The organism is Aeromonas sp. 2692-1 (genome assembly GCF_013085505.1).
Classification (GTDB): domain Bacteria; phylum Pseudomonadota; class Gammaproteobacteria; order Enterobacterales; family Aeromonadaceae; genus Aeromonas; species Aeromonas hydrophila.
This window is the reverse complement of sequence record NZ_CP038513.1, coordinates 3,745,650-3,772,138: the sequence shown is the minus strand read 5'-3', so window position 1 is coordinate 3,772,138 and position 26,489 is coordinate 3,745,650. Positions and strand designations below refer to the sequence as shown.

Genomic DNA, 26,489 nt, shown 5'->3' with positions numbered 1-26,489 from the left:
ACGGCATGGCCGCTCAACAGATCCGCGGGAGCAGTTCTCCTTGCGGCAGCTCCAGATAACGGCGGCTGCCCCAGGGGTTATTGAGGATCACCTTGTGGCGATCGCTCGCCTGCACCACGCCGATCTGGCTGGCGGCGGGGTTGAATTGCCGCAAGATGCCCAGTGCGTCCTGCGCCTGTTCGGCGGGCAGGGCCAGCACCATGGTCCCCTCGTTGGCGAGATCATGGGGCTCGAAACCGTAGAGCTCGCACAGGCCCCGCACCGGGTCGCACACCGGAATGGCGGACTCCTCCAGCTCGATGGCAACGCCGGAGGCGCTGCTCCACTCGTTGAGCACGGCGGCAAGGCCACCGCGGGTGGCATCGCGCAGGGCGTGAGGGGTAATCCCAGCTTTTAGCAGTGCTTCTACTTGTGGCCAGAGGGTGGTGCAGTCGCTCTTGAGATCAGATCCCAGTTGCAGGGCGTCGCGGGCCATCAGGATGCAGGCGCCGTGGCTGCCGATATCTCGCGACACCAGAATGGCGTCACCGGCCTTGAGGCTCCGTACCGAGATGCCCCGGCTCTGTTCGGGCAGCGGGAAAGTGCCGACCCCGCTGGTGTTGATAAAGATCTTGTCGGCCGCCCCCTTGGGCACCACCTTGGTGTCGCCGCAGACGATGCGGGCACCGCTCTTGGCCAGTTCAGCCGCCATCGACTCGACGATGCGGGCGAGATCGGCGTAGGGGAAGCCCTCCTCGATGATAAAGCTGCAGCTCAGATACTCGGGCTTGGCCCCCATCATGGCCAGATCATTGACCGTGCCGGCGATGGCCAGCTTGCCGATATCCCCCCCCTCGAAGAAGAGCGGTGAGACGGTAAAGCTGTCGGTGGTGAAGGCGACGGGGCCCTCTACCGGCAGCAGGGCGGCATCTTCACCGCGCAGCAGGATCTCGTTGCCAAAGTGGCGAAAGAAGAGCTGATTGATCAGCTGGTTCATTTCGACACCGCCACCGCCGTGGCTTAACTGAATTTCTCTCATTGGATCCCCATATATCGGTAGTAGGCATTGCAGGCCCCCTCGGAGCTGACCATGCAGCTGCCCATGGGCTGGGTCGGGGTGCAGCCCCGGCCAAAGACTTTGCACTGGTTCGGTTTGGCCAGGCCGCGCAGGATATCGGCGCACTGGCACGCCTTGTGGTCATCGATGGGGGTCTCACTGAGTTGAAAGTGGCGCTCTGCATCGCGCTTGGCAAAGGCATCGCGCAGGCGCAGGGCGGAGGCGTTGATATCCCCCAGACCTCGCCAGCGAAAGTGCTCGCGGGTCTCGAAAAAGCGCTCGACCAGCCGCTGGGCGGCTTTATTGCCGCTGGAGGTGACGGCGCGGCTGTACTGCACCTCCAGCGCGTAGCGACCCTCCACCTTCTGGCGCACCATCATCAAGAGGGCCTCCATCACATCCACCGGCTCGAAGCCGCTCACCACCACCGGCACCTGATAGCGATCGACGATGGGCAGGTAGATATCGGCGCCGGTGATGACGCTGACGTGGGAGGGGCCGATAAAGGCGTTCACCTTGGCCACCCCGTCGGCCATCACGGCGTGGATGGCGGGCGGTACCAGCACATGGTTGATATGAAACAGCAGGTTCTCAATCCCCTCAGCTTCAGCGGCAGCCAGCAAGGCGGCGGTCATGGGGGTAGAGGTCTCGAAACCGATGGCGAAGAAGACCACGGTTTTCTCCGGGTTCTCACGGGCGATGCGCAGGGCGTCGAGGGGGTCATAGACGGGGCGGATATCGCTTCCCTTGGCGCGCTGCTGGGCCAGCGTGCCCTTGGAGCCCGGCACCCTGATCATGTCCCCCAGGGTGACCAGAATGACGCTGGGCTGGCTAGCCAGCTCGATGGCCTGATCGATGCGCTCTTTGGGCATGATGCAGACCGGACAGCCGGGGCCGTGGACAAACTCGATGCTGGCTGGCAGCAGCTGGTGCAGGCCGTATTTCATGATGGTGTGGGTATGGCCGCCGCACACCTCCATCACCCGCAGCGGCTCAGGCAGATCTTTGGCGAGTTCGGTGATCTGGGCGGCGAGGGCGCGGATCACCTCGGGCTGACGAAAGCCCTGAAAGAGATCATTCAAGGTCAGCATGGCAAGATATCCTGGTTGGGCATCAGGGCCACCATCTGGCGGAAGCTCTCGAGGCTGGCCTGCGCCTCCTCTTCGTCAATCTTGCTCATCACAAAGCCGATATGGAGCAGCACATAGTCGCCAATGTTGAGAGGCTCTTCGAGCAGCATGCAGCTGACACGCCGCTGCACCCCCAGGGTGTCGACGGTGACGCAGTTATCTTCGGGGTGCAGCTGCACCACCTGAGAGGGAATTGATAGACACATGGATTTCAGGACTCCGACAAGGTGGCACAACCGGTAGTGACAGGCTGGTGCGTGGCAAGATGGTGGATGGCAAACCAGAGCTGACCGGCGGCGATGCCACCGTCATTGAGCGGCAGGGTTTCGCTGGTCAATACCTGCCGGCCGGCCGCTTCGAGAGTGGGCACCAGCTGGTCCATCAGCACCCGGTTTTGAAAGACGCCGCCCCCCAGCGCCACCGGATAGCCGGGGAAGCGCTCGGCCAAGGCAACCACCAGATTGCTGATGGCGCGGATAAAACCGGCGGCCAGGCTGGCGGTGGAGGCGCCTTTGCACCGCTCGTTGACAAGGGTATTGATGAGCTCTGCCCACTCGATATGCAGTGGTCCCTCCGCTGATTGGCTGAGATCAAAGGCGAGGGGGAAGGGCTGTTCATCGGGGGCCAGCTGCAAGGCGGCTGCCTCCAGCAAGAGTCCAGCCTCTCCCTCGTAATCCGGGGTATCGATCACTCCCAAGAGCGCCGCCACTGCGTCGAACAGCCGGCCGATGGAACTGGTGTAGGGGGCGTTGCGACCGAGATGCCAGAGCTGGTGCAGGTTGCGGATCCGCTCAGCGTGCAGTTGCCTGATCGCCGGAATATCGAGGGCGCTGATCTCCTCAGGACTGTGCGATTCAAACAACAGCCCCAGCAACTGACGTACCGGCTCGCGGATGGCCGCCTCGCCGCCAATAAGCTTGAAGGGTTTGAGGTGGGCAACGCGCTCGAAGCCCTGAACGTTTGCGATCAGCAGCTCGCCGCCCCAGAGGGTACCGTCATCGCCAAGGCCGGTGCCATCGAAGGCAACACCCAGCACCGGGCCTGTGATGTCGTGCTCGGCCATCACCCCCAGCAGGTGGGCGTGATGGTGTTGCACCTCGAGATGGGTTGCCCCCTGATCGCGGCAATAGCCCTTGGCCCACTGATGGCTGAGGTAGCCCGGGTGGCGATCCGAGACCAGCAGCTGGGGTTTGAGATCGTAGAGATCGCGAAAGGTCGCCAGGGTTTGCTCGAAGTGCTCCTGCATCGGCAGGCTGTGCAGATCGCCGATATAGGGGCTGTAGATGCGCTGGCGGCCGAAGGCGAGCGCCAGCTGGTTCTTCTGCTGCGCCCCGACAGCCAAGAGCGGCGCCCTGACCGCCTCTTGCAGGCTGGGGGTGCAGGGGGCATAGCCCCGGGCCAGTCGCAACGTCTGGCGTCGCCCGCCGGCCCACTGCACCAGACTGTCGTCGCACGGGTGCAGGATAGGGCGGTTGTGATCCAGGATGCCGTCAATCTCGCTGCCGAGTTCCCTGACCACAGCCTCGCATTCGATGAGGATCGGGCTGCCGCGACCATTGGCGCTGGTGGCTACCAGCGGCATGGCGCACGCGTCCAGCAACAACTGGTGGAGCGGGGTATAGGGGAGCATGACCCCGAGGTAGGGGATGCCGGGGGCGATCCCCTCGGCCAGCGGCGCCGCAGATTGTTGCGATTCGGAGTACCGATCATCGTTAATGCGCTTGCGCAGTAGGGTAATGGGTCTGGCCTGAGAGGCGAGCAGCTTCCACTCCTCCTCGCAGCCGGTGACATGCAGTTTGGCCTCGGCAAGGGAGCCCATCATCACCGCCAGCGGCTTGCGCGCGCGCCGTTTGAGCGTTCGCAATCTGGCCACACTCCGTTCATTGCGGGCATCGCATATCAGGTGATAACCCCCCATCCCCTTGACCGCAATCAGGGCTCCCGCTTGCAGGGCGCGGGCGGCTTCGAGCAGGGCATCCTCGCGCTCGGCCAGGGCATCGCCGTTGCCGCTGCGCCAGCTGAGATGGGGCCCGCACTCGGGGCAGCTCACCGGCTGGGCATGGTAGCGTCTGTCCAGCGGGTCTTCATAGGCCGCTGCGCAGCGCGGGCACATGGCAAAGCCAGCCATGGCGGTATGGGGTCTGTCGTAGGGGAGGCGGCGGATAATGGTGTAGCGCGGGCCGCAGTGGGTGCAGTTGGTAAAGGGGTAGTGGTGGTGGCGATCGTTGGGGTTGGCCACATCCGTGGCGCACGCCTCGCACATCCCCTGATCCGGCGAGATGGCGACAGTAGCCGCGCTCTGCTGCTGGCTGGCTTTAATTCGAAACTGGCTATGAAATTGGCCATCGAAGTCGGGATCATGAGCAAGGGGCAGCTCCCGCTCGCTGAAATGATCGATGCGGCTAAGCGGCGGCGCCAGTTCCCGCAGTTCGCGGGCAAAGGCGGCGAGCTGCTCAGGCGATCCTTCGGCGCCGATAGTGACGCCATTGGCATCGTTCAGCACATAACCGGCAAGGCCGTGGCGCAGCGCCAGCCCATAGACGAAGGGGCGAAAGCCGACCCCCTGGACGATACCGTCGATATGAAATTCGCGGCGCAGCCGGTTGGCCACCGGATTGGAAGAGCCAGAGGGGGCGATGGTGGTGCTCATGCCGGCTCCATCTCATCTTGAGTGGCTGGCAAACGCAGTACCCGGCGCTCGTTATCCTCGCGCCGCACCCAGCCATCCATCTCCATGCGCAGGCAGAACGGAATGGCGTATTTGCGCGATAAGCCGGTGATCTCCTTGAGGGATGCCATGTCGATCAGATCTCCCACCTGCTGGCCCGCCAGCACGGCGGCGACCATCTGGTTGTAAAGCTCGGCGTCGTAGTAGATGGGGCCATCGAGCTGCACCAGATACTTGAGCCTTGCCAGGTTGCGCAGCTGCTTTTGCAACGCGCAGTTTTTTTGTAAACCATTGCGCAGCAAACCCTGCTGCAGGGCCGCGGGCAGCTTGCGGGTGATAAAGGGATCCAGCTCCACGCCGCCGGGGCCCAGTTTACCGGGCTCGTACCCCTCCTTGCCTTGATCTCGCACCACCTTGAGCACCAGCTGTGCCTCTTCCCCCAGATCATCTTCCGACTCGCCGCTGCCCGGTTGCCACTTGTCATGGTGCAGGCGGATCAGCTGCTCGCTCTTGAGCTGCTGGAGCAGGGCTTGCATGACCGGCAGGGCGATGCCAAAGCGGGTCGTGAGCTCAGCGGCGCTCAGCGGTTCGCTGGCCAGCGTGGCGAGCAGCTGGTCGCGGCTCTGGGCCAGCCAGCAGCTATCCAGCAGCCAGTCACCGAGGGGGTGACCTGCTCGGGCCGCTGGTCAAAGCGGCTGGCCAGCACATAGCCATTGAGGCCAAGCTGCAGGGTGGCCGGGTTGTAGCGCTCCAAGTCATCAGGCAGCTCGCCCAGCAGGGCGTGCAGCGTCTTGCGTCTGGCGGGATGGATATCGCCGCACCAGACGATGCGGGCGCCGAGCAGCAGTTCGCTGCTGCCGTGGCGAATGATGGCGAGCGGCTGACCGAAGAAGCAGGGAATAGGGCTGGCAAAGATCAGCCGTGCCAGCCGGGTCTCTTTTATTGGTACAAAGCGCGCCCGACCATGCCAGCTGCCGAGGGCCACTTCCACCTCCTGCGTGCGTAGCGCCTTGCCGCTCGGGCTCTCGGCGTTGAGTCGCACGATAAGGTGGGTTGCCGCCTCGCACTGGCCAGCGGCGCTGGTGAGGCAGTGACCGCGTGCCACCTCCTTGTGGGGCACTTTTTTAAGGCCCACCGCCACCCGACAGATGGCGCCAATCTCGTCGACGCTCTGGTGATAGGCCTGCAGGGAGCGCACCTGCACCTCCCGATCGGCGGGGTAGAGGCGCAGCTTGTCCCCCACCTTGAGGCTGCCCTGCTGCAAGGTGCCGGTAAGCACGGTGCCGGTGCCGTTGGCGGTAAAGACCCTGTCTACATACAGTCGCGGGGCGGCCTGTTCGCGGGGAGCATGATGCTCAGCCATATTCCCCAGCTGGTGCACGATGGCGGCGTGCAGGGCAGCCATATTGGCGCCGGTTTTGGCGCTGACGCTGACGATATCGGGCACCATGCCGCTCTCGTCCATTACCCGCTCCAGCAGGCGCTCTTCCAACAGCAAAAGCTCGTCGGGGGAGACCAGATCGCACTTGTTGATGCAGACCAAGAGACGCGGCACCCCCATCGCCTTGAGCAGGCGCAGGTGATCGCCGGTCATCGGCATCCACCCCTCGTCGGCGGCGATGACCAGCAGCACCAGATCCAGACTCCAGAGCCCCGCCACCATGTTGCGGATATAGCGCTCGTGGCCGGGCACGTCGATGACGCCTATGGTGTTGCCCTGACCGTCGTCGAAGTGGGCAAAGCCGAGATCCTGAGTCATGCCGATGGCCTGCTCGTGGGCGCGGGCGGTGGTGATGCCGGTAAGGGCCTTGATCAGCAGGGTCTTGCCGTGATCCACGTGGCCGGCAAGACCGATAACGGCGCGATAGGGGGTCATGGGATCAGGGCTCCTCGGTTGCATTTGTTGCATTGAACGGGGCGGGCAGCAGCAATTCCCTGAGTTGGGCGATCAACAGCTCCATCTCCGCTGGCAGCAGGGTGGCCATATTGAGCAGTACCTTCTGCTGGCGCACGGTGGCGATGACAGGGACGGGCAGTTCGCGCAAATCATCGAGCAGCTGCTGGGCCGGGCGCGGGTCGGTGCACTCCAGCGCAGGGGCCGGGTAGAACTCGTCCGGCAAGGTGCCACCGCCCACCACCAGCTGGGCTGGGACCGGCACAAAGCAGCCGGGCAGGGCGGCCATCAGCTGGTCGGCTCTCGCCTGCATGGCGGCCGGATTGCTCAGGGTGCGCTGGGCGATACCCTCACCGATGGGGGATTTGTTGAGCTTGTGGATGAGCAGGCGTTCGAGCAGGGAGTAGACGATGCGGCTCGGGCGGAAGGTGCGCATCATGGGATGTTTTTCCAGCCGCTTGATAAGGTCGCTGCGGCCACTGATGATGCCCGATTGCGGGCCCCCCAAGAGCTTGTCGCCTGAGTAGCAGACCAGATCCGCCCCCGCCTTGATGTACTGGCGCACCGAGGTTTCATCCGGTGCAAACTCTTCGGTGGTCAAGCCCGAGCCCTGATCCACCGCCAGCACCACATGTTCGGGCAGGGCGCGGGCCACCTCGCCGATATCGGGGGTCTCGGTAAAGCCGCGAATGGCGAAATTGGATCTGTGCACCATCAGTACCAGCGCGGTCTGATCGGTGATGGCATCGAGGTAATCTTTGGCGGTAGTGATATTGGTAGTGCCCACCTCCACCAGTTTGGCACCGGAGAGGGCCAGAATGTCGGGGATGCGAAAGCCGCCGCCAATCTGGATCTGCTCGCCGCGCGAGACGATCACCTCGCGCCCCTTGGCCACCTCCTGTAGCAGCAAAAAGAGCGAAGCGGCGTTGTTGTTGACCACCAGCGAATCCTCGGCCTGGGTGAGGCAACGGAGCAGGGGGGCGATCAGCCCCTTGCGCCCGCCGCGCTTGCCGGTGGCGAGATCCAGCTCCAGATTGTTGTACCCGGTGTTGAGGTCACGCACCTCGTCCCACAGCTCGTGACTTAATGGCGAGCGCCCCAGATTGGTATGCACCAGGGTGCCGGTGGCGTTGATCACCCGGGTTTGACGTTGGCGCAACTGCTGTCGGCAGCGCTTGGCAATCAGCGCCTCAAGATGCTCGGGGGCAACGCCGTGCTGGCGAAATGTCTCGCTTTGGCGCAGTTCACTCAGAGTGTCGCGCACCGCCTGGGTCACCAGCGGGCGGCTCAGTTCATCAATAAAACCGGCGAGAAAGGGTTGCTGCAGCAGCTGTTCCACTTGTGGCAAGCGACGCTGATTTGCTGGAGTCGCGGCATAAGAGGCGCTGGGGGCGAGGGAGGATACGTCAGACGGAGTTGGCATGGGATGACCCGGGCTGTGCGTGGGAGTGACATGCACGTCGCCTTGCCGGGGGAAGGCCGCTGCGACGCTGCTTATTTGCTGCTTTTCGCCATTCATGAATTAATAAAAAAGGCGAATGGATAAATTAATGTTCGAGCAGGAAAATAAGGGTGTCGGAGCGCATTCAGATTATATTGGCAATGCGACAGGCGCCTTGTTAGAACAATATGTGAAACAGTCGCCAACCAGCCTGAAACATAATTGACGGTTTCTCTCCAATATATGAAATTTGGCGGAAGAGGCAGGAATCGAACCTACCAAAGCCTTCTCGGCTCTCATCGGTTTTGAAGACCGAGGAGGCCACCAGACCCCATCAGCTTCCGCAATGGCCACCATTTTGTGGCAATTTTCTGTGACTGGCAACGCTTTTTTATGTTTAAAAATAGCGAGTTGGCCAATTTTATGAAAAATGTTCGCGCGTTGATTTATATCAATTTCATGGCAATTAGCCCGATGTTTTTAATTTAACATCGGGCGTTTATATATGCCTTTAGAGGGAGCGCAGACTGCTGCCGTTAACAAGCTGGCAAATAATCGGTGGCCGCGTTGGTGATATTCCACTGCGCCAGATGTTTTATTAACAACTCGCTATCTTTGGCCTCTTCCAGGTGATCGTAGAGATAATCCATGGCCCCGCTCACCATCTCGGTCATCGGGAAGGAGAACGCCACGATGGCGGGTTGTACCCCGACAAAGATCACCTCGGGCACAAAGGTCTTGAGCTCGTCGATCAGGAAATTGAGCGGTATATTGTGGGTCGAGAAGATAAACATCTCGGCGATGGTCTCGGGGGGATCACCTGCAGGGTACCCGCCTTCTCGCCGATCTCGGCGGCATCCACCAGCACCACCCGCTCCGGTTGCAGCTCCCGCACCTTATGGACCACATTTTCCGGCGCGATGCCGCCGTCGATATGGAGCCAGCCGGGCAGGGGGGCGGCCTGCAGCTTGTCCGCCAGATAGGGGCCGGCACCGTCGTCCCCCATCATGGCATTGCCCACGGTCAACACGAGATTGCAGCCCATCAGCGGCTCCTTACCATCAGGTACATATGGGGGTCGTTAAAGAGGGCGGTGAGCTGATCCATAAAGGTATTGGTCCAGCCCAGCTCCTGCTCATCGAGCAGATTGTCGGCTTTGCGCAGTCGGTCGAAGGCGCAGGCCAGCATATGGCAGTGCTCGCGATAGATGGTGATCTCGCCAAAGGTGAGAAACCCCTCCATCTTGCGGCGCGCTTCACTCCCCTCTGGCAGCTTTGCTACCCAGTCGCGATAACCGGTCAGCGAGCAGACCAGATCTGCCCGCAGGCAATCGACGATGCCGAGGTGGTGGCCAATGGCGAGGCTGTAGTACATCACCTCCTTGGCTTCCTCGGGGACATCGAACTGCTCGTCGACGAACTTGCGCGACAGGCGATAGAAGAAAACCTCGTCAGCCATGCACCGCCTCTCCCTTGCCGGCCGCCCGGTTGAGGCAGGCGCTCGCCAGGTTGTTGACGATCTCCGCCAGGCGCGGGTCGTCGTGCTGATCGAGGTAGCTCTGGATACGCAGATCCACATCCTGCTGGGTCGCCCCTTCGAGCAGGGCCATGAATTCGTCGGCGATGATCCGCCCCTGACGGTAACCGGCCATGCGGCGCGCTTCGCGTTCGATCATCACCCGGATTTCGTTGGGGATGCCGGTGTGGCGCAGCTCGACCCGCTCACCCGGTTGCACCTCGTGGCTGGTGGCTTTGAGTTTCTGCTCAAGCAGACCGAGCGCCACGGCAAAGCCATAGATGGTGGCTGCCGGAGTGGGGGGGCAGCCGGGGATATAGACATCCACCGGCACGATTTTGTCGGTGCCGCCCCAGACGCAGTAGAGATCGTGGAAGATGCCTCCGTCACAGCCGCAGGCGCCGTAGGCGATGCAGATCTTGGGATCGGGCGCCGCCTCGTAGGCGCGCAGGGCCGGTACCCGCATCGCCCGGGTCACCGCGCCGGTAAAGAGCAGGATGTCGGCGTGACGGGGGGAGGCGACCACCTTGATGCCGAAACGCTCGGCATCGAACAGCGGGGTGATGGTGGCGAAGATCTCGATCTCGCAGGCGTTGCAGCCGCCGCAATCGACCCGGTAGACATAGGCCGAGCGGCGAATGTCTTTGAGCAGCGTTTTTTTAAGTTTGGTGATCTCGGGATCCTGTGCCAGCGGCACGGCGCGGGTATGGGCATGGCCGACAACCGGTTCTATGCCTTTGATCTTGCTCATCACATCCACTCCTTTTGTGCGGCCATCGGTGTGGCTATCGGTGTGATCAGGGCCGAGTCAGGCTGGCTCAGCATGCTCTGTTTTCGTTTGCAGTCGGGGCAGTGGTGCAGCCGCTCCGGGGTGGCCAGCGGCGTGCCCGCCTGCTTGAGGGTGTCCTCCACCAGCGCCACCAGCTTGCTCGGGGCAAAGTAGGTGCCGCACAGGGTGCAGGGGGCCAGCGCGAAGCGAGCCTCCTCATAGAGATCCGCCTTGTTGGTCACCGCCAGCTCGAACTCGGGGGAGAGGGCGATGGCGCGGGTCGGGCAGACCTCCTCGCAGCGGCCGCAGAAGATGCAGCGCGCCATGGAGATCTCCCAGCGCCGTTCGCCGGTCTCCATGTCCACTTCCATCACCAGCGCGTTGGCCGGGCAGGCCTTGGTGCAGGCGGCGCAGGCGATGCACTGATCCGCCTGATATTTGGGTTTGCCGCGAAAATCCCGGTTCACATCAATAGGAGCGAAGGGGTACTTGGCGGTCGGGGTGCCAGCCTTGAGGATGGTCTTGAACAGCTTGATCATGATGACCCCTTATTTCAGCGGAGAGTTTTTGCGATCGATGCCGTAGCGCTCGATCTCCTTGTAGGAGACCACGGTGGATTTGCCCTTCTTGGGGTCGACCAGGGTGACCCGGTCGGTACAGGAGTAGCAGGGATCCAGGCTGCCGATGATGAGCGGCGCATCCGCCACGGTATTGCCGCGCAGCATGTAGCGCAGGGCGGGCCAGTTGGCGTAGGTGGCAGCGCGGCAGCGCCAGCGGAACAGCTTCTGGTTATCTCCCGTCATGCTCCAGTGGACGTTCTCGCCGCGGGGCGCTTCGGTAAAGCCCAGCGCAAACTTGCCCGGCTGGTAGGTGAACCCTTCGGTCAAAAGCGGCCCCTGTGGCAGGTACTCAAGGCCGAACTCAATCATGTCGAGGGAGTCGTAGAGCTCATGGATCCGCACCAGTACCCGGGATTGGACATCGCAACCCGCCTTGGTCTGGATCTCCATCGGCAACTCGCGGTAGCCGGCAAAGTCGTGAACCCGACGCACGTCGCGCTTGAAGCCGCTCGCCCGCACCATGGGGCCGACGCAGCTGAAATCGCGGGCAATCTGCGGCTCGAGCTTGCCGATACCGATGAGGCGGGAGGAGATATTGGCGGTATCCAGCAGCATGGCCACCAGGGGTTTGAGCTCATCACGCAGTTCCCGCACCAGTTGGGCACCCTTGATGCGATCTTCCTTGAAGATGTCGCGGCGTACCCCGCCAATCAGGTTGAGGCCGTAGGTCTTGCGGGCGCCGGTCAGCAGCTCGGCCAGGGTCATGGATTTCTCCCGCACCCGGAAGAACTGCATGAAGCCGGTGTCGAAACCGGTGAAGTGGCTCGACAGGCCGATGTTGAGGATATGGCTGTGCAGGCGCTCCACTTCCAGCAGCACGGCGCGGATCATCTTGGCCCGCTCCGGCACCACAATGCCCATGGCGTTCTCCACCGAGGTGGTGTAGGCGACGCTGTGGGTAAAGCCGCAGATACCGCAGACCCGGTCGGTCAGGAAGGCCACTTCGTTGTAGCCCATGCGGGTTTCCGCCAGCTTCTCCATGCCGCGATGGACATAGAAGAGGCGGTAGTCGGCATCGATGATGTCTTCCCCGTCGACGAACAGACGAAAGTGCCCCGGTTCATCCGAGGTGATGTGCAGCGGGCCGACCGGCACGATGCGGTTGGCATCACTGCCGAGCTCGTTGACGAAGGGGTAGGTCTCGGTGTCGGTGGTGGGCATCGGGCGCTGGCGATAATCCATGGCGTCCTTGCGCAGCGGGTGGATGTCCTCCGGCCAGTCGTCCGGCAGCACCAGACGGCGTTCGTCCGGCAGGCCGATGGCGCGCAGGCCGTACATGTCGCGGATCTCCCGCTCGCCCCACACCGCCGCCGGAATGGTCGGGGTGATGGAGGGGTACTCCTGGGTATCGGCATCCACCAGCACCTTGACGGTGATCCAGCACTTGGTGTCGCCCTCCATGGAGAAGACGTGGTAGACCGCGAAGTGGCCGTTGAGGCTGCGCTCGTCATTGGCAAAGGAGAGCGGAAGCCAGCCCCCAGCTGATGGAAGATCAGGCTGGCGGTTTCGACCAGACTGGTGGGCTTGACGGTGATGGTGGCCTGATCGGCGGTTTGCCACTCCTCGTCGACGATGGCGTGGGGCAGTTGTGCTCGCACCTGCTGGATGTAGTCGCAGCCGATGCGATCCGAAATGGCGATGGTCATGCAGTTCTCACTTTAATGTTCGGGAATGAGCATTCACAAATGATGAAATCGGAAAAAGTTGCTGTGCTGGCGGGCATGGTTCAGATCCCGACCAGATAGGCGAGCAGCGCCAGCAGGGCTAGCCCCAACCCGTAGCGGGTGAGCTTGTGGGTGCGCACGAACTGGGTGCGGGCCATGGCGTTTTCGATGATGCCCGCCAGAAAAAAGGCCACCAGCAGCTTGCAGGCGAGGAGCAGCGCCGCACCGATGAGCGCGGGCAGACTCCAGTTGGCCGCCTTGCCGAAGGGCAGGAAAATGACCAGAAAGAGCTGCACCACCACCAGTTGCTTGAGGCCGATGGAGAGCTTGAGCAGGGCGAGGCCCGCACCGGAATACTCGGTGAGCGGCCCCTCTTGCAGCTCCTGCTCGGCTTCGGCGCAGTCAAAGGGCAGCTTGCCCATCTCGACAAACACCGCGAAGGCGCAGGCGGCACCCGCCAAGAGGGTAGCGATGGGGGCGGCCAGTGGCTGGGTCGCTACATAGCTGCTGATATTGCCCAGATCCGAGCTGCCCACCATCATCGCCATGATGAAGCAGGCGAGCACCAGAATGGGCTCCACCAGAATGCCGAGGGTCAGCTCGCGGCGGGCGCCGATCCCTGCAAACATGCTGCCGCTGTCGAGCCCCGAGAGGGAGAAGAAGAAGCGGAAGATGGCGAACAGATAGATGTCGGTGATGAGATCCCCGGCGATGGGGAAGGGGGACTCGTGAGTCAGGGTCGGCAGCGCCATCCCCACCAGCAAGAGGGCGGCGATGAGCAGCGCAGGCATCAGGTTGAAGATGATGCCGGCAGGCTCGGGGGTCACCTCCTGACGGCGCAGGAGTTTGGCGATATCCCGGTAATCCTGCAGCAGGCCCGGCCCTTGGCGGGAGTGCATCTTGGCCCGCAGCACCCGGTTGAAACCGGTGGCGAGCGGCGCCAGCGCCAGCATGGCGATGGCCTGGGTCAGGGCGAGGGCAACCATGCCCCAGCTCGGCATTTCAAGAACAGGCATATCAGACTCCTACAGCCATCAGGATAAAGAGCGCCAGCACCACGCCGTGCAGCAGCCAGCCGGTCGTCCCGCTGGTATCGCTCACCCCGTGCAGGGCGCTGGCCAGATCGAGCTGCGGTTGCTTGCGATAGAGTGGCACGCAGAGTTGGCGCAAGGTGTGGGTGACACCGCCGGAGGTGAGGCTCATGCGCTCCTCGTAGGCGTAACCACAGGCCCACGGGGTGCCAGCGTGACGACGACCCAGCTTGGGCCCCTTGAAGATGGCCAGTACCAGCAGCGGGATGAGGAACAGCCCCAGCAAGGTGATGGCAATAACGGGCGGGGAGAGGATCGCCTGAGTGCTATCGAGCGGCAGCAGGGTCGCGCCGGTGGCGACGTTCATCTGGCCGCTTACCAAGGCTTGGCCATAGCTGGCGATATGGGGGGCAATCCAGGGGGCGCCAAGACCCAGCACCAGACAGACGGCGGCCAGCAGCAGGGTGCCAGCCACCATGGCGCCCGGCACTTCGCGGGCGTGGCTCGCGTGTTCGCTGCGCGGTGCGCCGCAGAAGCAGATGCCATACACCTTGACGAAACACATCACCGCCATGGCGCCGGTTACCGCCAGCATTACTACCGCGAGCGGCGCGACGACAGAGGTGCCGAGTTTGGTCATGGAGAGCAGCGACTGATAGATAAACCACTCGCTGACAAAGCCGTTGAGCGGCGGCAGCGCCGAGATGGCCATGGCGCCGATGAGGAACGCCAGCGCGGTCCAGGGCATCAGCTTGGCCAGGCCCCCCATCTTGTCCATGTCACGAGTGTGCAGGCGGAACATCACAGAGCCGGTACCCATAAAGAGCAGGCTCTTGAAGATGGCGTGGTTGAGCAGGTGATAAAGCGCGCCGAGTAGCCCCAGCACTACCAGTGCTGGTTGCTGGTTGGCGATGCCGATCATGCCGATCCCCATCCCCATCAGGATGATGCCGATGTTCTCCACCGTGTGGTAGGCGAGCAGCCGCTTGAGGTCGTGCTCGGCCAGCGCAAACAGCACCCCGAGCACTGCCGAACAGGCACCGAAGATCAGCACCACATAGCCCCACCAGAGCTGGCTGGCGCCGAGAAAATCGATGCTGACCCGCAAGATGCCAAAGAGGCCCAGCTTGACCATCACACCGGACATCAGCGCCGAGATATGGGAGGGAGCAACGGGCTCGGCCACCGGCAGCCAGCCGTGCAGCGGCACGAAACCGGCGCGCAGGCCAAAACCGCAGAAGCTGAGCAGGAACACCAGCGAGGCCAATCCGCCCGCCAGATGGTGCTCGCGCAGCGCGGCAAACTCCAGCGAGCCGCTTTCGCGGCAGAGCAGCCAGAAGGCGATCAGCACCAGTGCCATGCCGATATGGTTCATCACCAAGTAAAGCCGGCTCTGTTTGGCAGCATCCGGGTTGGTCTTGACCAGCCAGTAGGTGGTGAGGGTCACCAGCTCGTAGCAGAGCAAGAAACCGAGTGCGTTGTCGGCCAGCACCATGCCCACCATGGCAAAGAGGAAGAGGTTCATCAGCGCGCCGATGGCCACATCCCCCTTGCCCTGATATTCGCGGATATAGGCAAAGGAGTAGAGGGCGACGGCGACGCCGACGGTGCTAATCACCAGCAGCATCAGCGCGGCCAGCATATCGAGGTGAACCGAGCCCAGCAGCCAGAGCTGGCCGTCGACGGGGGCGCCTTGGGCAAAGATCTGGATGGCGGCGATGAGGCCCGCGAGCGAGCCCAGCAGGGCAAGGCCGCTATTGAGGCGGTTGGCCAGTGCGGGCAGCTTTTGCAGGAGCAAACCGGCGGCAGCGCCCAGCAAAAAGAGCAGGAGCGTGGCCATTACAAGGGGGGACAACATCAGCACGCTCCCTCTGTGGTGGATAAATCGGATGCAGGGATCGCCGTGGCAGGCGCCGAGAAGGCAGAGGCCCCTTGCGGGTTGGTGTCGGCCGCTTGCTGGCGACGGATACGTGCGGCGCGTTCGGTGTCGCCGTCATTGACCAGCTTCAGTGCCTGGGAGGGGCAGGCACCGACACAGGCCGGGCCATCGGTGCGAAACTCGCACAGGTCGCACTTGACGGCGATGCTGCGCACCCCTGGCTCCCAGCTCAGCAGATCCTCGCCAAAGCAGCGCAGGCCGGCAGAGGTGGAGGGGTTGCTGGAGCGGATGGAGCTGGGAATATAGGTGTCGTAACTGGTGGCCATGGCCACCGGACGGCTGCCGCCGCTCTGGATGGCGCCAAAGGGACAGGCTACGGCGCAGAGGTTGCAGCCGATGCAGAGCGACTCGTTGAGTTGCACGCAATCGCCGGTCTGGCGAATTGCCTCGACCGGGCACACCTTGCTGCAGGGGGCATCGTCACAGTGACGGCACTGAACCGGCATGGTCGCCTGCTCGTGTCGCATAACGGTTAAACGGGGGGCTTGTTGCAAACCTTGCGCCTTGTGTACCTCGCTGCAGGCCGCCATACAGGTGCCACAGCCGATACAAAGCTTGGGGTCAGCGATAACGAAGCGGTTCATAGCCTACCTTGTCGTGTCGCGAACGGAGAAAGTAGGGGCAGGTTGGCAAGATACGGGCCAGCTTGGTTTTGCCTGGCAGGATGAGTGTAAGTGTTTGTTTTTAAATGACGTTAAAAATCGCGTCGACGGGTGTCGAGGCCTTGCCTCACTGTCGAAGCGTGACGTTCGTCACTTGTGACGAAGGGTAGGAGAGGGTTCGTCACCCCCGCAAAACGGTATCGACACGGCTGAATGCGGGGTCGTGACAAGGGGGGAAAGGGCTCCGGGTCTGCGCCAGGACATCGGTGGTGTGCACCCTTCTCCCCTCGCGGGAGAAGGGTTGGGGATGAGGGGGAAAGTCAGCCATATGGTCGCGGTGCACGGCGCTGCGCTTGTTGCACCCTACGGTGGGATGTCTGTGGGGGTCGCCGTGGTTTTGCTCCCTTCTCCCCTTGCGGGATAAGGGTTGGGGATGAGGGGGCCGGTAATTGGGGTTAGTTGCAAAATGAGAGAGGGAGGCCCATGCCTCCCTCTCTATTTGCTGACGTTTTCTATGCCATTAAGAGGCCATCAACACGCCATCAGATATCCACCTGGGATCCCAACTCGATGACCCGGTTGGGCGGGATCTCGAACTGGTCCGGCGCGCGCAGGGCGTTGCGCTGCAGCAGCATAAAGAGCTTGCCGCGCAGGTAGAGATACCAGGGGCGCTCCTTCATGATCAGCGACTCGTGGGCCATGAAGAAGGAGGTCTCCATCATCCGGCAGCTCAGCCCCTCGGCGTTGCAGCGGTGGAAGATCTCCTCCACGTTGGGGGTCTCGCGCCAGCCGTAGCTTGCCACCACCCGCCAGAAGGTAGGGGAAAGCTGCTCGATGCAGACCCGGCGCACGTTGTGAACGTAGGGCACCTCTTCCACCCGCAGGGTGAGCAGGATGATCCGCTCGTGCAGCACCTTGTTGTGCTTGAGGTTGTGCAGGAGTGCGTGGGGGATCACGTTGACCACCCGCGACATATAGACCGCCGTGCCGGCCACCCGGGTCGGCGGGGATTTTTCCAGCGAGGCGATCATCGGCTCCAGCGAGTTGCCGTGCTCGTTGAGGCGGCGAATAAGCTGAAAGCGCTCGCTCTTCCAGCTGGTCATCACGGTGAACATCACCGCCCCCAGGGTGAGCGGCAGCCAGCCGCCGGAGAAGATCTTGGCGAGGTTGGCGGCAAACAGCGGCACGTCGATGGCCAGCAGCGCGATAAACAGGGCGGCCACCAGGTACTTGTTCCAGTGCCAGCTGTGGCGGGCCACCGAGCAGGAGAGGATGGAGGTGAGCACCATGGTGCCGGTGACGGCGATGCCGTAGGCCGCCGCCAGATTGCTGGAGTGCTCGAAGCTCATGATGACGATCACCACCGAGATATAGAGCATCCAGTTGATGACCGGAATATAGATCTGGCCGGACTCCTGCTCGGAGGTGTGCACGATGCGGATGGGTGAGAGATAACCGAGGCGCACCGCCTGCCGGGTGAGCGAGAAGACCCCGGAGATAACGGCCTGCGAGGCGATCACCGTCGCCAGGGTCGCCAGCAGCAGCAATGGCAGCAGCGCCCATTTAGGGGCGAGCAGGAAGAAGGGGTTGGTGATGGCCTCGGGATGGGCCAGCAGCAGCGCCCCCTGGCCGAAGTAGTTGAGCACCAAAGAGGGCAACACCACCATAAACCAGGCGCGCCGGATCGGACTCTTGCCAAAATGGCCCATGTCGGCGTAGAGCGCCTCTACCCCTGTGATGGCCAGCACCACGGCGCCGAGGGCAAAGAAGGAGGCGGTCTGGTACTTGGCAAAGAAGCGCAGCGCCCAGACGGGGTTGAGCGCCCCCAGCACCTCGGGGTGCTGGAAGATGCTGTTCAGGCCCAGCACCGCCAGGGTGATGAACCAGGTGAGCATGATGGGGGCGAACAGCTTGCCCACGGTGGCGGTGCCGTGTTTCTGGATGGCGAACAGCAGGGTCAGCACCAGCACCGAGAGCGGCACTATATAGGGGTCGAGGGAGGGGGCGGCGATGTTCAAGCCCTCGATGGCCGACATCACCGACATGGCCGGGGTGATCACCACCTCGCCATAGAAGAAGCTGCCGCCAATCAGCCCCAGGATGATCAGCAAGGGGGTCCACTTGGCCGGGGTGTTGCGGGTGGCCAGCGACATCAGGGTAAGGATGCCCCCTTCGCCGGCGTTGTCGGCCCGCATCACGAAGGAGAGGTACTTGACCGAGACCACCAGGATCAGCAGCCAGAAGATCAGTGAAAGAAAGCCCAGGATGGAGGCGGGCTCTACCCCGAAACCGAACTGGCCGGAGAGGCACTCGCGCAGGGTATAGAGCGGGCTGGTGCCGATGTCGCCATAGACCACGCCGATCGCCGCCAGCGTAACGCCGGACAGGGCTTGTTTGTGATTACCGTTCATGAAGTTGTCTGTCAGTTTGATGGTGACGATTGGCCAGCACGGGCCGCCCCCGTCTATCGGGCGTGCGGCAGGTGCCGCAGGAACGCATTAATGGATTGCGATGGGAAAGGGAGCTAACTGGATATAAAGAGGCTCATCATGGGACACAGTCTGTTCATCTGCCGTTAAGGGTATAATGACACACCCGTCGTGGGTTTATGCTCAGGTATAAATAATCAAAAAGGGGTGGTTAACGAAATTATTAATTGGCCGCTGATTGAAATACCCCGCCCAGACCCTGGCAAGTGATTGTTTTAACTGGCTATCCATTTTTGCCAGCGTTTTGCATCAAGCTGGCTAAGAAATAAACGATAAAATGCTGACGAATAAAGAGGGGCTCTGGCAGTAAAAGAGAAGGGGATAAGGCTGCGATGGAGTCTTTATTAGACGAAAGGTCAGGTGCAATGAACGATGTTCATTGCACTATTTACATGAATAGCTAGGTTATGGAATAAGGGTAAATTTTTTAATAATGACTGCCAGAGAGAACAAGACTTTTCAACTGAGATAGTGTTTTCATTGGACTATCTCGATGAAGCATTCGATGACAGTTAGAGCAAACTACAGCTAAATCAGATAATGTAGTCTCTACTTGCTTTTCTGCATCCGCCAATTTGATAAGGTGGTGAATTTCACAAAAGTCCTCACCTAGAACACCATAGACTTTTTTAAAGTCGAAAGAGCATACTTCACATACGAGTTTTCCAGTGCGTTCTAAAATTTGTCTTTTCTTAAGTTTAACTATTTTCTGGTTTCTTTCTCTTTTGATATGAGCTAATAACCGAGGGTTACCTTCCAGAGCAGAAAAGTCGATATCTGGAATGATGTCGCTTAAATCATAGCCCTCAATAAATTCTAGAATTGGTCGAGTATATTGGTTGCTGTCTTCAGTGTTGGCAAACCAAACGTTACTTTGTCCTATACCTCCTTTTACTGCCCTAGGAATCATTAAATGACGTTGCTCCATGGGAAGTAAGGTTACATTGTCTTTATGAGCTTTAATTCGAAAGATATTTATCCCACTCTCCTTGTGTTTTATGCTTTCCAGGTTTAAAAATTGCTCATGTCTAAATACTGTCGCATGTTTATACCAACCCACAACCGCAGTACCACCAGAATCAGGACCAGCAGTCCAAATTACTAGTACATCATCTATGGATTCATCTGATTTGGATGCGCCTAATTTTTCTAGTTTTATTTGCCCAGTAGGTCTTACATAGCCAAATATTTGGTTGTCAACCTCTGTGAAATTACAAGCCTCATGTCCAGTATCATTTTTATTATAGGCTCCACCACGCTCAGGCTTATCATTGTAAATTCCATCATATCGTTTCATCCAGCCGACATTGCAGAATAAATACTTCATACTCCCTCCGAAAAAATAAACTTCATGACTACGATATTGTCATATTGGTTTTCAAGTGAGGCACATGATAACCGGAAAGATGAAAAATAGAAGAGCCAGAGATATAAAACAGGATCTAACTCAATAAATTAATTATTAAGGTTTTTGTTTTGCCTCGCGATTTTACAGTAAAACCAAAAAAACTCTGACTGTACTGCGCTAGCTTTGCGCTTTATGGTGGCTATTTGGAGCTCTTTCTTCAGGGGGCACTTTCTCGGATTTTGCCCTCCTACTTGCTAGCTGTATGGTGCCCGATCTCTGTTTCTAGCCTCTCTGATCTGCTCTGTAACGTGGTTGGGGTAGGGTCTTGTCAGCCAGTGTCGACCTCGTCACTTTTGTCATGTCGAGCAGGGGGCCGGCCCCTTCGTCACCCTCGTCAGTTACGACTAACACCGCCTTTATCATCCAGATTATCTCTTTATTTTCATATGCTTGTGATTTTATGACGGGCCATCTGCCGGTGTTGGTCTGATAAATGCTTTGTGGGGGCAGACCGTGTTGTCGCCTGCCTGGTGGGTGAGGGCGGTCGGGTGTAACGAACCATTTAGGATCCCTCTCTATGAACAGCTTCGTGATTGCAGATCCCAGTCTCTGTATTGGGTGTCGTACCTGTGAGGTGGCCTGCGCCGTTTCACACCAGTCAGGGTCCTGCAGCGGGACCCTTGAGCGGGAGGGCGGCCTGCATCTTGCCATCGAGGATGGACATCTGGTCTCCAAGGACAGCCATTTTCAGCCGCGCCTGAAGGTGATCGTGGGCAGCAAGGTGACCACGCCGGTACTCTGCCGCCAGTGTGAAGACAAGCCCTGTGCCATGGCCTGCCCCAACAACGCCATCGTCAGCGAGGATGGCTGCGTCAAGGTGCTGCAGGCGCGCTGCATCGGCTGCAAGTCCTGCGTGGTGGCCTGTCCTTACGGCGCCATGGCGGTGGTGGTGAAAGAGGTGGCCCCCACGGCCGATTCGCTCTTCAAGCGGCCGCAGACCAAGGCGCAGGCGCTCAAGTGCGATCTCTGCCAGCACCGCGAGGCGGGCCCGGCCTGTGTCGAGGTGTGCCCGACCCAGGCGCTGCGGCTGGTCACGCCGGCCCACCTTGACACCCTGAACCGGCAGAAGCAGCTGGCCAGCGCCGAGGCCCTGCTGGCGATGCCGGCGCGGGTGTGAGCGGGCTTGCCGAGCCGTTTTTCGTTAACAAACAAGAGTGTGAGTCATGAAAAAAGTCATTACCGTGTGTCCTTATTGCGGCACCGGTTGCAAAATCAACCTGCTGGTTGAAAACGACAAGGTGGTGGGGGCCGAAGGCGCCAACGGCCGGACCAACGAGGGGCAACTCTGCCTCAAGGGCTATTACGGTTGGGATTTCTTGAACGACACCAACCTGCTGACCCCCCGTCTCAAGAGCCCGATGATCCGCCGCGAGCGCGGTGGCAAGCTCGAAGCCGTCTCCTGGGACGAAGCCATCGAGTTCGCCAGCAGCCGTCTCTCGGCCATCAAGGCGAAATATGGCCCGGACGCCATCATGACCACCGGCTCTGCCCGTGGCCCCGGCAATGAAGCCAACTATGTGATGCAGAAATTTGCCCGCGCTGTGCTGGGGACGAACAACGTCGATCACTGCGCGAGGGTGTGACACGCACCCTCAGTCTCCGGTCTGGAGACAACAGTAGGCAACGGCGCCATGAGCAACGCCATTCCCGAAATTCAAGAGACCAAGTGCCTGCTGGTGTTTGGTTACAACGCTGCTGACTCTCACCCCATCGTGGCCCGCCATATCCTCAAGGCGAAGGCAAACGGGGCCAAGGTGATTGTGTGTGATCCCCGCATGGTGGAGACCGCCCGCATCGCCGATCAGTGGCTGCCGCTCAAAAACGGTTCCAACATGGCGCTGGTCAACGCCTTCGCCAACGTCTTGATCAATGAAGGGCTCTACAACAAGGCGTTCGTTGCGAACTACACCGAAGGGTTCGACACCTTCAAGGCCACGGTGGCCAAGTACACCCCGGAATACGTGGAGGGGATCACCGGCCTCAAAGCCGCCGATATCCGCGCCGCCATTCGCACCTATGCCGCATCACCTGCTTCCATGATCCTGTGGGGCATGGGGGTGACTCAGTACGGTCAGGCGGTGGACGTGGTCAAGGGGCTCGCGGGAATTGCGCTGCTGACCGGCAACTTCGGTCGCCGCGGCACCGGCTGCGGGCCGGTACGCGGTCAGAACAACGTGCAGGGCACCTGTGACATGGGGATGCTGCCGCACCAGTTCCCGGGTTATCAGTCGGTGGCCGATCCTGCCATCAGCGCCAAGTTTGCCAAGGCGTGGGGGGTGGATGCGCTCTCCCAGAAACCCGGCTATCGACTGACCGAGCTTGGCCACAAGGTGGAGGAGGGCAAGTGCAAGGCCTTCTACATCTTCGGGGAAGATCCGGCCCAGACCGAGGCAGACCTCGGTCAGTTCCGCCGTACCCTGGCGGGGATGGAGCTGGTGATCGTGCAGGATATCTTCATGACCCAGACTGCCGAGATGGCGGACGTCATTCTGCCCGCCACCAGCTGGGGTGAGCACGAGGGGGTCTACAGCTCGGCGGATCGCGGCTTCCAGCGCTTCTACAAGGCGGTGACTCCGCCGGACAACGTGAAGCCGGACTGGGCCATCTTCTCGCTGATGGCGACAGCCATGGGGTATCCCATGGAGTATCGCGACACCCAACAGATCTGGGACGAGCTGCGCGGACTCTGCCCGCTCTACGCCGGGGTCAGCTATGACAAGATGGCCGATCTCAAGAGCGTGCAGTGGCCCTGTCCGACCGAGGATCACCCGGGCACCAGCACCCTGTTCGAGGGGAATGTGTTCACCACCCCGAGCGGCAAGGGCCAGCTGATTGCCTCCGAGTGGCGGCCGCCGCTGGAGCAGCCCTGTGCCGAGTACCCGCTGGTGCTCTCCACCGTGCGTGAAGTCGGCCACTACTCCTGCCGCTCCATGACCGGCAACTGCTCGGCGCTGCAGACCCTGGCCGATGAGCCGGGCTATGTGCAGATCCACCCGAGCGATGCCAAAAAGCTCGGGGTGAAGGATCAGGCGCTGGTCTGGATCTCGTCGCGGCGCGGCAAGGTGATCACCCGGGCCAACTACAACGACCGGGTCAACGCCGGGGTGGTCTACATGACCTACCAGTGGTGGATCGGGGCCTGCAACGAGCTCACCATCGAGCACGTGGACCCCGTCTCCTACACGCCGGAGTACAAGTACTGCGCAGTGAAAATTGAGCGTATCGAGGATCAGCCTGAGGCGGAAGTGTACGTCCAGACTGAATACAGCGCGCTCAAGGCGAAATTGCGCAGCGCCGCCAAAGGGTAATCGTCGTTAATAAAGTGGATCCAGGCTCTGTATACAGGGCCCGGATCCGCTCATCCTTTTTTCAGCTGGCAGGTGTCCATCATGAAAAATGAATTAAATCTTTCGTTCGGGATCTTTTATGTCTCCGCTTATTTGCTGGTGATGTTGTTAGGGATTGGGTGTTTTCTATGGCACGACGAATTGATATTTCTGCTGGGGTTTGCCTTCTTCGGCTGTTTTATCGCCGCGCGCATCGCCATGAGCGCCGTGCTGGCGGCATTGAGCGTGCAGGCGGCCTGGCTCATCGCCTTTCTCTCCACCACCCTGGTCAACTGCCTGCTGGCGGGCGTGCTGGGGCTCGGGGTCTATCTCACCCATCGGGTGGTATCGGTGGAAATAGCTGACAATATCAGTGGGTTATTGCTGGGGCTTCAGCTCTTTTCCGCCGCCTTCATCTTCGGCGGACTGAAGCTGCACAACTACCGGCTGCTCTCCTCATGAGCCTGCGACAGCAGCAACAGGGGCAGAGGATGGGCCAGTTGGCGGCGATATGCGGCGAATGCCGGCGATAGTGACGCCATATTTGGGCGCGGCGGGAAATATCCGCTGACGGAGCTGTAATATGTGCCAGGGCCGGCTTGGTTGTAATGGGGATGGGGCTAACTTATTATGCCAGCCATCCTGCGATAATCTGCGCGATGCTATTTCAGTGCATGTTAGTTTTTATAATTAAGCGTTAAGTTTTTAAAAATTAATTATAACATCTGACTGCGATGGCTGATGCATTGTTTACCGTTGTTGCCGTGCTGCAATTGGCCAGCAAGGGTACCCATCTAGATGTAATGCGAGGCCTGAATGCTGAATGTGAGTGCCATTCCGTTGACCGATATCTCACCCATCTGGGATGACGGCTTTCTCTCCCTCTCCAAGAATCTGCTCTCTGCTGTCACCCTGGACGATTTCATCAAGAAGCTGAACCGGATCCAGCCCTGCTTTCGTCAGGTGGATCGGGTCAACCTCATCCTCAACCTGGGGACGGGGGAGGAGGCGGTCTTCTACTACCTGGGGGAGCAGGGGCCGGCTCACCTTATCTGCCGCAAGGCCGATCTCCATTTTTCCCGCGAGCAGGCCATCGTGCTGCCGGCGAGCCGCTTTCGCCACCGCTGCGAACAGCTGGCAAGCACTCCTGTCTATGACGGCTTGCACTCCTACTGCCAGCTGCCCATTACCACCGCCCGCAGCCACCTGGGCGGGGTGGAGTTCATCAGCCGCGAGGCCAACGCCTTCCCGATGGAGACCCTGGCCAAGCTGACCCAGCTGGCGGCCATCGTCGCCATTGCGCTGGAGAACGTGCTGGACAAGGAGCGCACCCTGGAGCAGGCCAACTCCCTGCGCCTTGAGCGCGACAGCTGCAAGATCCTGGTGGACGTGACCAACGCGGTGATCAAACTGGTGCGCATCGCCGAGCTGCCCCAGAGCCTGTTCACCATCCTGCACCACCACTTTGGCATCAGCAGCCTGTGCCTGGCCGAGTACAACGCCACCTCCGACAGCTTCAAGAGCTATCTGGTCAATCAGCAGCAGCGCGAACAGCCGGGCATCATCAACCATTCGTGTTTTGAGAAGAACTGCCTGCAGGGGGCGCTCGGCCACAGCGAGCCCTTCTTCCTCTATCGCGAGCAGGGCCACGGCTGCCAGTCGAGCTGCCGCTTCACCTCCCAGATCCTGCCCCCCGACGCCGACAGCTCCTGTATCCTGCCGCTGCGCTATCGGGGCAACCTGTTGGGGGTGTTGATCCTCTCTCACCCCGAGGCGGATTTCTTCGCCGACCTCGATATCTCGCTGCTCGAACAAGTGGCGGCGCGCACGGCCATTGCCATGAACAACGTGCAGGCGCAGCAGGAGATCTCCAACACCACCGGCGCCAGGGAGAAGACCCTTCGGGTCGACGGACCCGCGCCGCAGGGGGACTTTGCCAACATCATCTACCAGAGCGCCGTGATGGAGAGGGTGCTGGAGAAGGTGAAGCTGGTGGCCCAGAGCGACTGCACCGTGCTCATTCTGGGGGAGACCGGCACCGGCAAGGAGCTGATCGCCCAGGCCATTCACGCCCTGAGTGCCCGCCACGATCACGAGATGGTCAAGGTGAACTGCGCCGCCATTCCCACCGGCCTTATCGAGAGCGATCTGTTCGGCCACGAGAAGGGGGCCTTTACCGGGGCGCTGACTCAGCGCATCGGCCGCTTCGAGCGGGCCCACAAGGGCACTCTGTTCCTCGACGAGGTGGGGGACATGCCGCTCGATCTGCAGCCCAAACTGTTGCGGGTCTTGCAGGAGCACGAGCTGGAGCGGGTGGGCAACAGCAACCCCATTGCCATCGACGTGCGGCTGGTGGCGGCCACCAACTGCGATCTGCTCTCCATGGTCAAGAACAAGCGCTTTCGAAGCGACCTCTATTACCGGCTCAACGTCTTTCCCATCGAGCTGCCGCCCCTGCGCGAGCGGCGCGAGGATATTCCGCTCTTGGTCAACTTCTTCATCAAGAAGATCGCCAAGCGGATGCGCCGCACCATCACCTCCATCCCGGCCGACGCCATGAAGATGCTGGTGTCGCTCCCCTGGTACGGCAACATCCGTGAGCTCGAAAACATCATCGAGCGGGCGGTGGTGATGACCCGCGGCCACGTGCTCAACCTCTCGCCGGACGAGCTGCTGCCCCTCAAGGGCTTTCACAAGATAGAGACCCTGGTCTATGACGAGCCGGCCCGGGAGCTGTTTCGCGAGCCGCTGCCCGCCTTGCCGCAGGGTGAAGAGGCACAGGGGGAGGATGAGCGGGTCAGCATCATCCGGGCGCTGAAGGCGTGCAACGGCATTGTCGCTGGCGAGCGGGGGGCGGCCCAGCGCCTGGGCATGAAGCGCACCACCTTGCTGTCGAAAATGAAACGGCTCGGGATCTCGGCCAAAGATCCCCGCACCCTCAACTAAGGGGCCCCCAG

18 protein-coding genes, 1 tRNA gene and 3 pseudogenes are annotated in these 26,489 nt (G+C 60.9%); 5 read left to right on the top strand and 17 right to left on the bottom strand.

Annotated features, from left to right (window positions below):
- Window positions 1-13: 13 nt before the first annotated feature.
- The 12 genes and pseudogenes from hypE to E5E97_RS17580 all read right to left on the bottom strand — a co-directional run bounded on the left by hypE (window position 14) and on the right by E5E97_RS17580 (window position 12,671).
- Window positions 14-1,018, bottom strand: coding sequence for a hydrogenase expression/formation protein HypE (gene hypE, locus E5E97_RS17635; RefSeq protein ID WP_171280665.1), 1,005 nt, complete (start codon window positions 1,016-1,018; stop codon window positions 14-16).
- The gene (hypD, locus tag E5E97_RS17630; RefSeq protein WP_171280664.1) at window positions 1,015-2,127 is read right to left on the bottom strand and encodes a hydrogenase formation protein HypD; all 1,113 of its coding nucleotides are present in this window, start codon (window positions 2,125-2,127) and stop codon (window positions 1,015-1,017) included. Before hypD ends, hypE begins: the two co-directional genes overlap by 4 nt.
- Window positions 2,121-2,372, bottom strand: a complete 252-nt coding sequence (locus E5E97_RS17625; protein WP_043133618.1) for a HypC/HybG/HupF family hydrogenase formation chaperone — start codon at window positions 2,370-2,372, stop codon at window positions 2,121-2,123. The genes hypD and E5E97_RS17625 overlap by 7 nt, the downstream gene beginning before the upstream one ends.
- Before the next feature lie 5 nt (window positions 2,373-2,377).
- Window positions 2,378-4,816 carry a carbamoyltransferase HypF gene (hypF, locus tag E5E97_RS17620; RefSeq protein WP_171280663.1) on the bottom strand — a complete coding sequence of 813 codons (2,439 nt, stop codon included), beginning with the start codon at window positions 4,814-4,816 and terminating at the stop codon, window positions 2,378-2,380.
- Window positions 4,813-6,710: pseudogene (gene selB / locus E5E97_RS17615) on the bottom strand (selenocysteine-specific translation elongation factor). Before selB ends, hypF begins: the two are co-directional and overlap by 4 nt.
- A gap of 4 nt (window positions 6,711-6,714) precedes the next feature.
- A complete protein-coding gene (selA, locus tag E5E97_RS17610; RefSeq protein ID WP_171280662.1) occupies window positions 6,715-8,151 on the bottom strand; it encodes an L-seryl-tRNA(Sec) selenium transferase in 1,437 nt (478 codons plus the stop codon).
- A gap of 269 nt (window positions 8,152-8,420) precedes the next feature.
- Window positions 8,421-8,512 (bottom strand) — tRNA-Sec (locus E5E97_RS17605).
- 193 nt (window positions 8,513-8,705) lie between these two features.
- Window positions 8,706-9,214: pseudogene (gene hycI / locus E5E97_RS17600) on the bottom strand (hydrogenase maturation peptidase HycI).
- A complete protein-coding gene (locus E5E97_RS17595) occupies window positions 9,214-9,627 on the bottom strand; it encodes a formate hydrogenlyase maturation HycH family protein (protein WP_011706331.1) in 414 nt (137 codons plus the stop codon). The pseudogene hycI and the gene E5E97_RS17595 overlap by 1 nt, the downstream one beginning before the upstream one ends.
- The gene (locus E5E97_RS17590; RefSeq protein ID WP_108572525.1) at window positions 9,620-10,435 is read right to left on the bottom strand and encodes an NADH-quinone oxidoreductase subunit B family protein; all 816 of its coding nucleotides are present in this window, start codon (window positions 10,433-10,435) and stop codon (window positions 9,620-9,622) included. The genes E5E97_RS17595 and E5E97_RS17590 overlap by 8 nt, the downstream gene beginning before the upstream one ends.
- Window positions 10,435-10,992 (bottom strand): formate hydrogenlyase complex iron-sulfur subunit, encoded by a 558-nt coding sequence (locus E5E97_RS17585; protein ID WP_005351513.1) that lies wholly within the window; start codon window positions 10,990-10,992, stop codon window positions 10,435-10,437. Before E5E97_RS17585 ends, E5E97_RS17590 begins: the two co-directional genes overlap by 1 nt.
- A 9-nt stretch (window positions 10,993-11,001) precedes the next feature.
- Window positions 11,002-12,671: pseudogene (locus E5E97_RS17580) on the bottom strand (NADH-quinone oxidoreductase subunit C).
- Here E5E97_RS17580 and E5E97_RS23565 point away from each other — a divergent pair.
- On the top strand, window positions 12,558-12,818 hold the full coding sequence (locus E5E97_RS23565) for a hypothetical protein (protein WP_253265166.1): 261 nt from the start codon (window positions 12,558-12,560) through the stop codon (window positions 12,816-12,818). The pseudogene E5E97_RS17580 and the gene E5E97_RS23565 overlap by 114 nt on opposite strands.
- Here the strand turns inward: E5E97_RS23565 and E5E97_RS17575 are convergent.
- The 5 genes from E5E97_RS17575 to E5E97_RS17555 all read right to left on the bottom strand — a co-directional run bounded on the left by E5E97_RS17575 (window position 12,800) and on the right by E5E97_RS17555 (window position 20,125).
- On the bottom strand, window positions 12,800-13,753 hold the full coding sequence (locus tag E5E97_RS17575) for a respiratory chain complex I subunit 1 family protein (protein ID WP_171280661.1): 954 nt from the start codon (window positions 13,751-13,753) through the stop codon (window positions 12,800-12,802). The two genes, E5E97_RS23565 and E5E97_RS17575, sit on opposite strands and share 19 nt — an antisense overlap.
- Window position 13,754: 1 nt before the next feature.
- Window positions 13,755-15,626, bottom strand: coding sequence for a hydrogenase 4 subunit B (hyfB, locus tag E5E97_RS17570; protein WP_171280660.1), 1,872 nt, complete (start codon window positions 15,624-15,626; stop codon window positions 13,755-13,757).
- Window positions 15,626-16,291 carry a 4Fe-4S dicluster domain-containing protein gene (locus E5E97_RS17565; RefSeq protein ID WP_171280659.1) on the bottom strand — a complete coding sequence of 222 codons (666 nt, stop codon included), beginning with the start codon at window positions 16,289-16,291 and terminating at the stop codon, window positions 15,626-15,628. Before E5E97_RS17565 ends, hyfB begins: the two co-directional genes overlap by 1 nt.
- 560 nt (window positions 16,292-16,851) lie before the next feature.
- Window positions 16,852-18,720: a low affinity potassium transporter Kup gene (kup, locus tag E5E97_RS17560; protein ID WP_010633733.1), complete on the bottom strand. Its 1,869-nt coding sequence runs from the start codon at window positions 18,718-18,720 to the stop codon at window positions 16,852-16,854.
- 505 nt (window positions 18,721-19,225) lie between these two features.
- Window positions 19,226-20,125 carry an HNH endonuclease gene (locus E5E97_RS17555; protein WP_080891363.1) on the bottom strand — a complete coding sequence of 300 codons (900 nt, stop codon included), beginning with the start codon at window positions 20,123-20,125 and terminating at the stop codon, window positions 19,226-19,228.
- Between the two features lie 598 nt (window positions 20,126-20,723).
- Here E5E97_RS17555 and E5E97_RS17550 point away from each other — a divergent pair.
- The 4 genes from E5E97_RS17550 (at window position 20,724) to E5E97_RS17535 (ending at window position 26,478) form a co-directional block, all read left to right on the top strand.
- The gene (locus E5E97_RS17550; RefSeq protein ID WP_017781341.1) at window positions 20,724-21,323 is read left to right on the top strand and encodes a 4Fe-4S dicluster domain-containing protein; all 600 of its coding nucleotides are present in this window, start codon (window positions 20,724-20,726) and stop codon (window positions 21,321-21,323) included.
- A gap of 46 nt (window positions 21,324-21,369) precedes the next feature.
- Window positions 21,370-23,514 carry a formate dehydrogenase subunit alpha gene (gene fdhF / locus E5E97_RS17545; RefSeq protein ID WP_171280658.1) on the top strand — a complete coding sequence of 715 codons (2,145 nt, stop codon included), beginning with the start codon at window positions 21,370-21,372 and terminating at the stop codon, window positions 23,512-23,514.
- A gap of 81 nt (window positions 23,515-23,595) precedes the next feature.
- A complete protein-coding gene (locus tag E5E97_RS17540) occupies window positions 23,596-23,994 on the top strand; it encodes a hypothetical protein (RefSeq protein ID WP_005301849.1) in 399 nt (132 codons plus the stop codon).
- 354 nt (window positions 23,995-24,348) lie between these two features.
- Window positions 24,349-26,478 carry a sigma 54-interacting transcriptional regulator gene (locus E5E97_RS17535; protein ID WP_171280657.1) on the top strand — a complete coding sequence of 710 codons (2,130 nt, stop codon included), beginning with the start codon at window positions 24,349-24,351 and terminating at the stop codon, window positions 26,476-26,478.
- The last annotated feature ends 11 nt before the right edge of the window (window positions 26,479-26,489 follow it).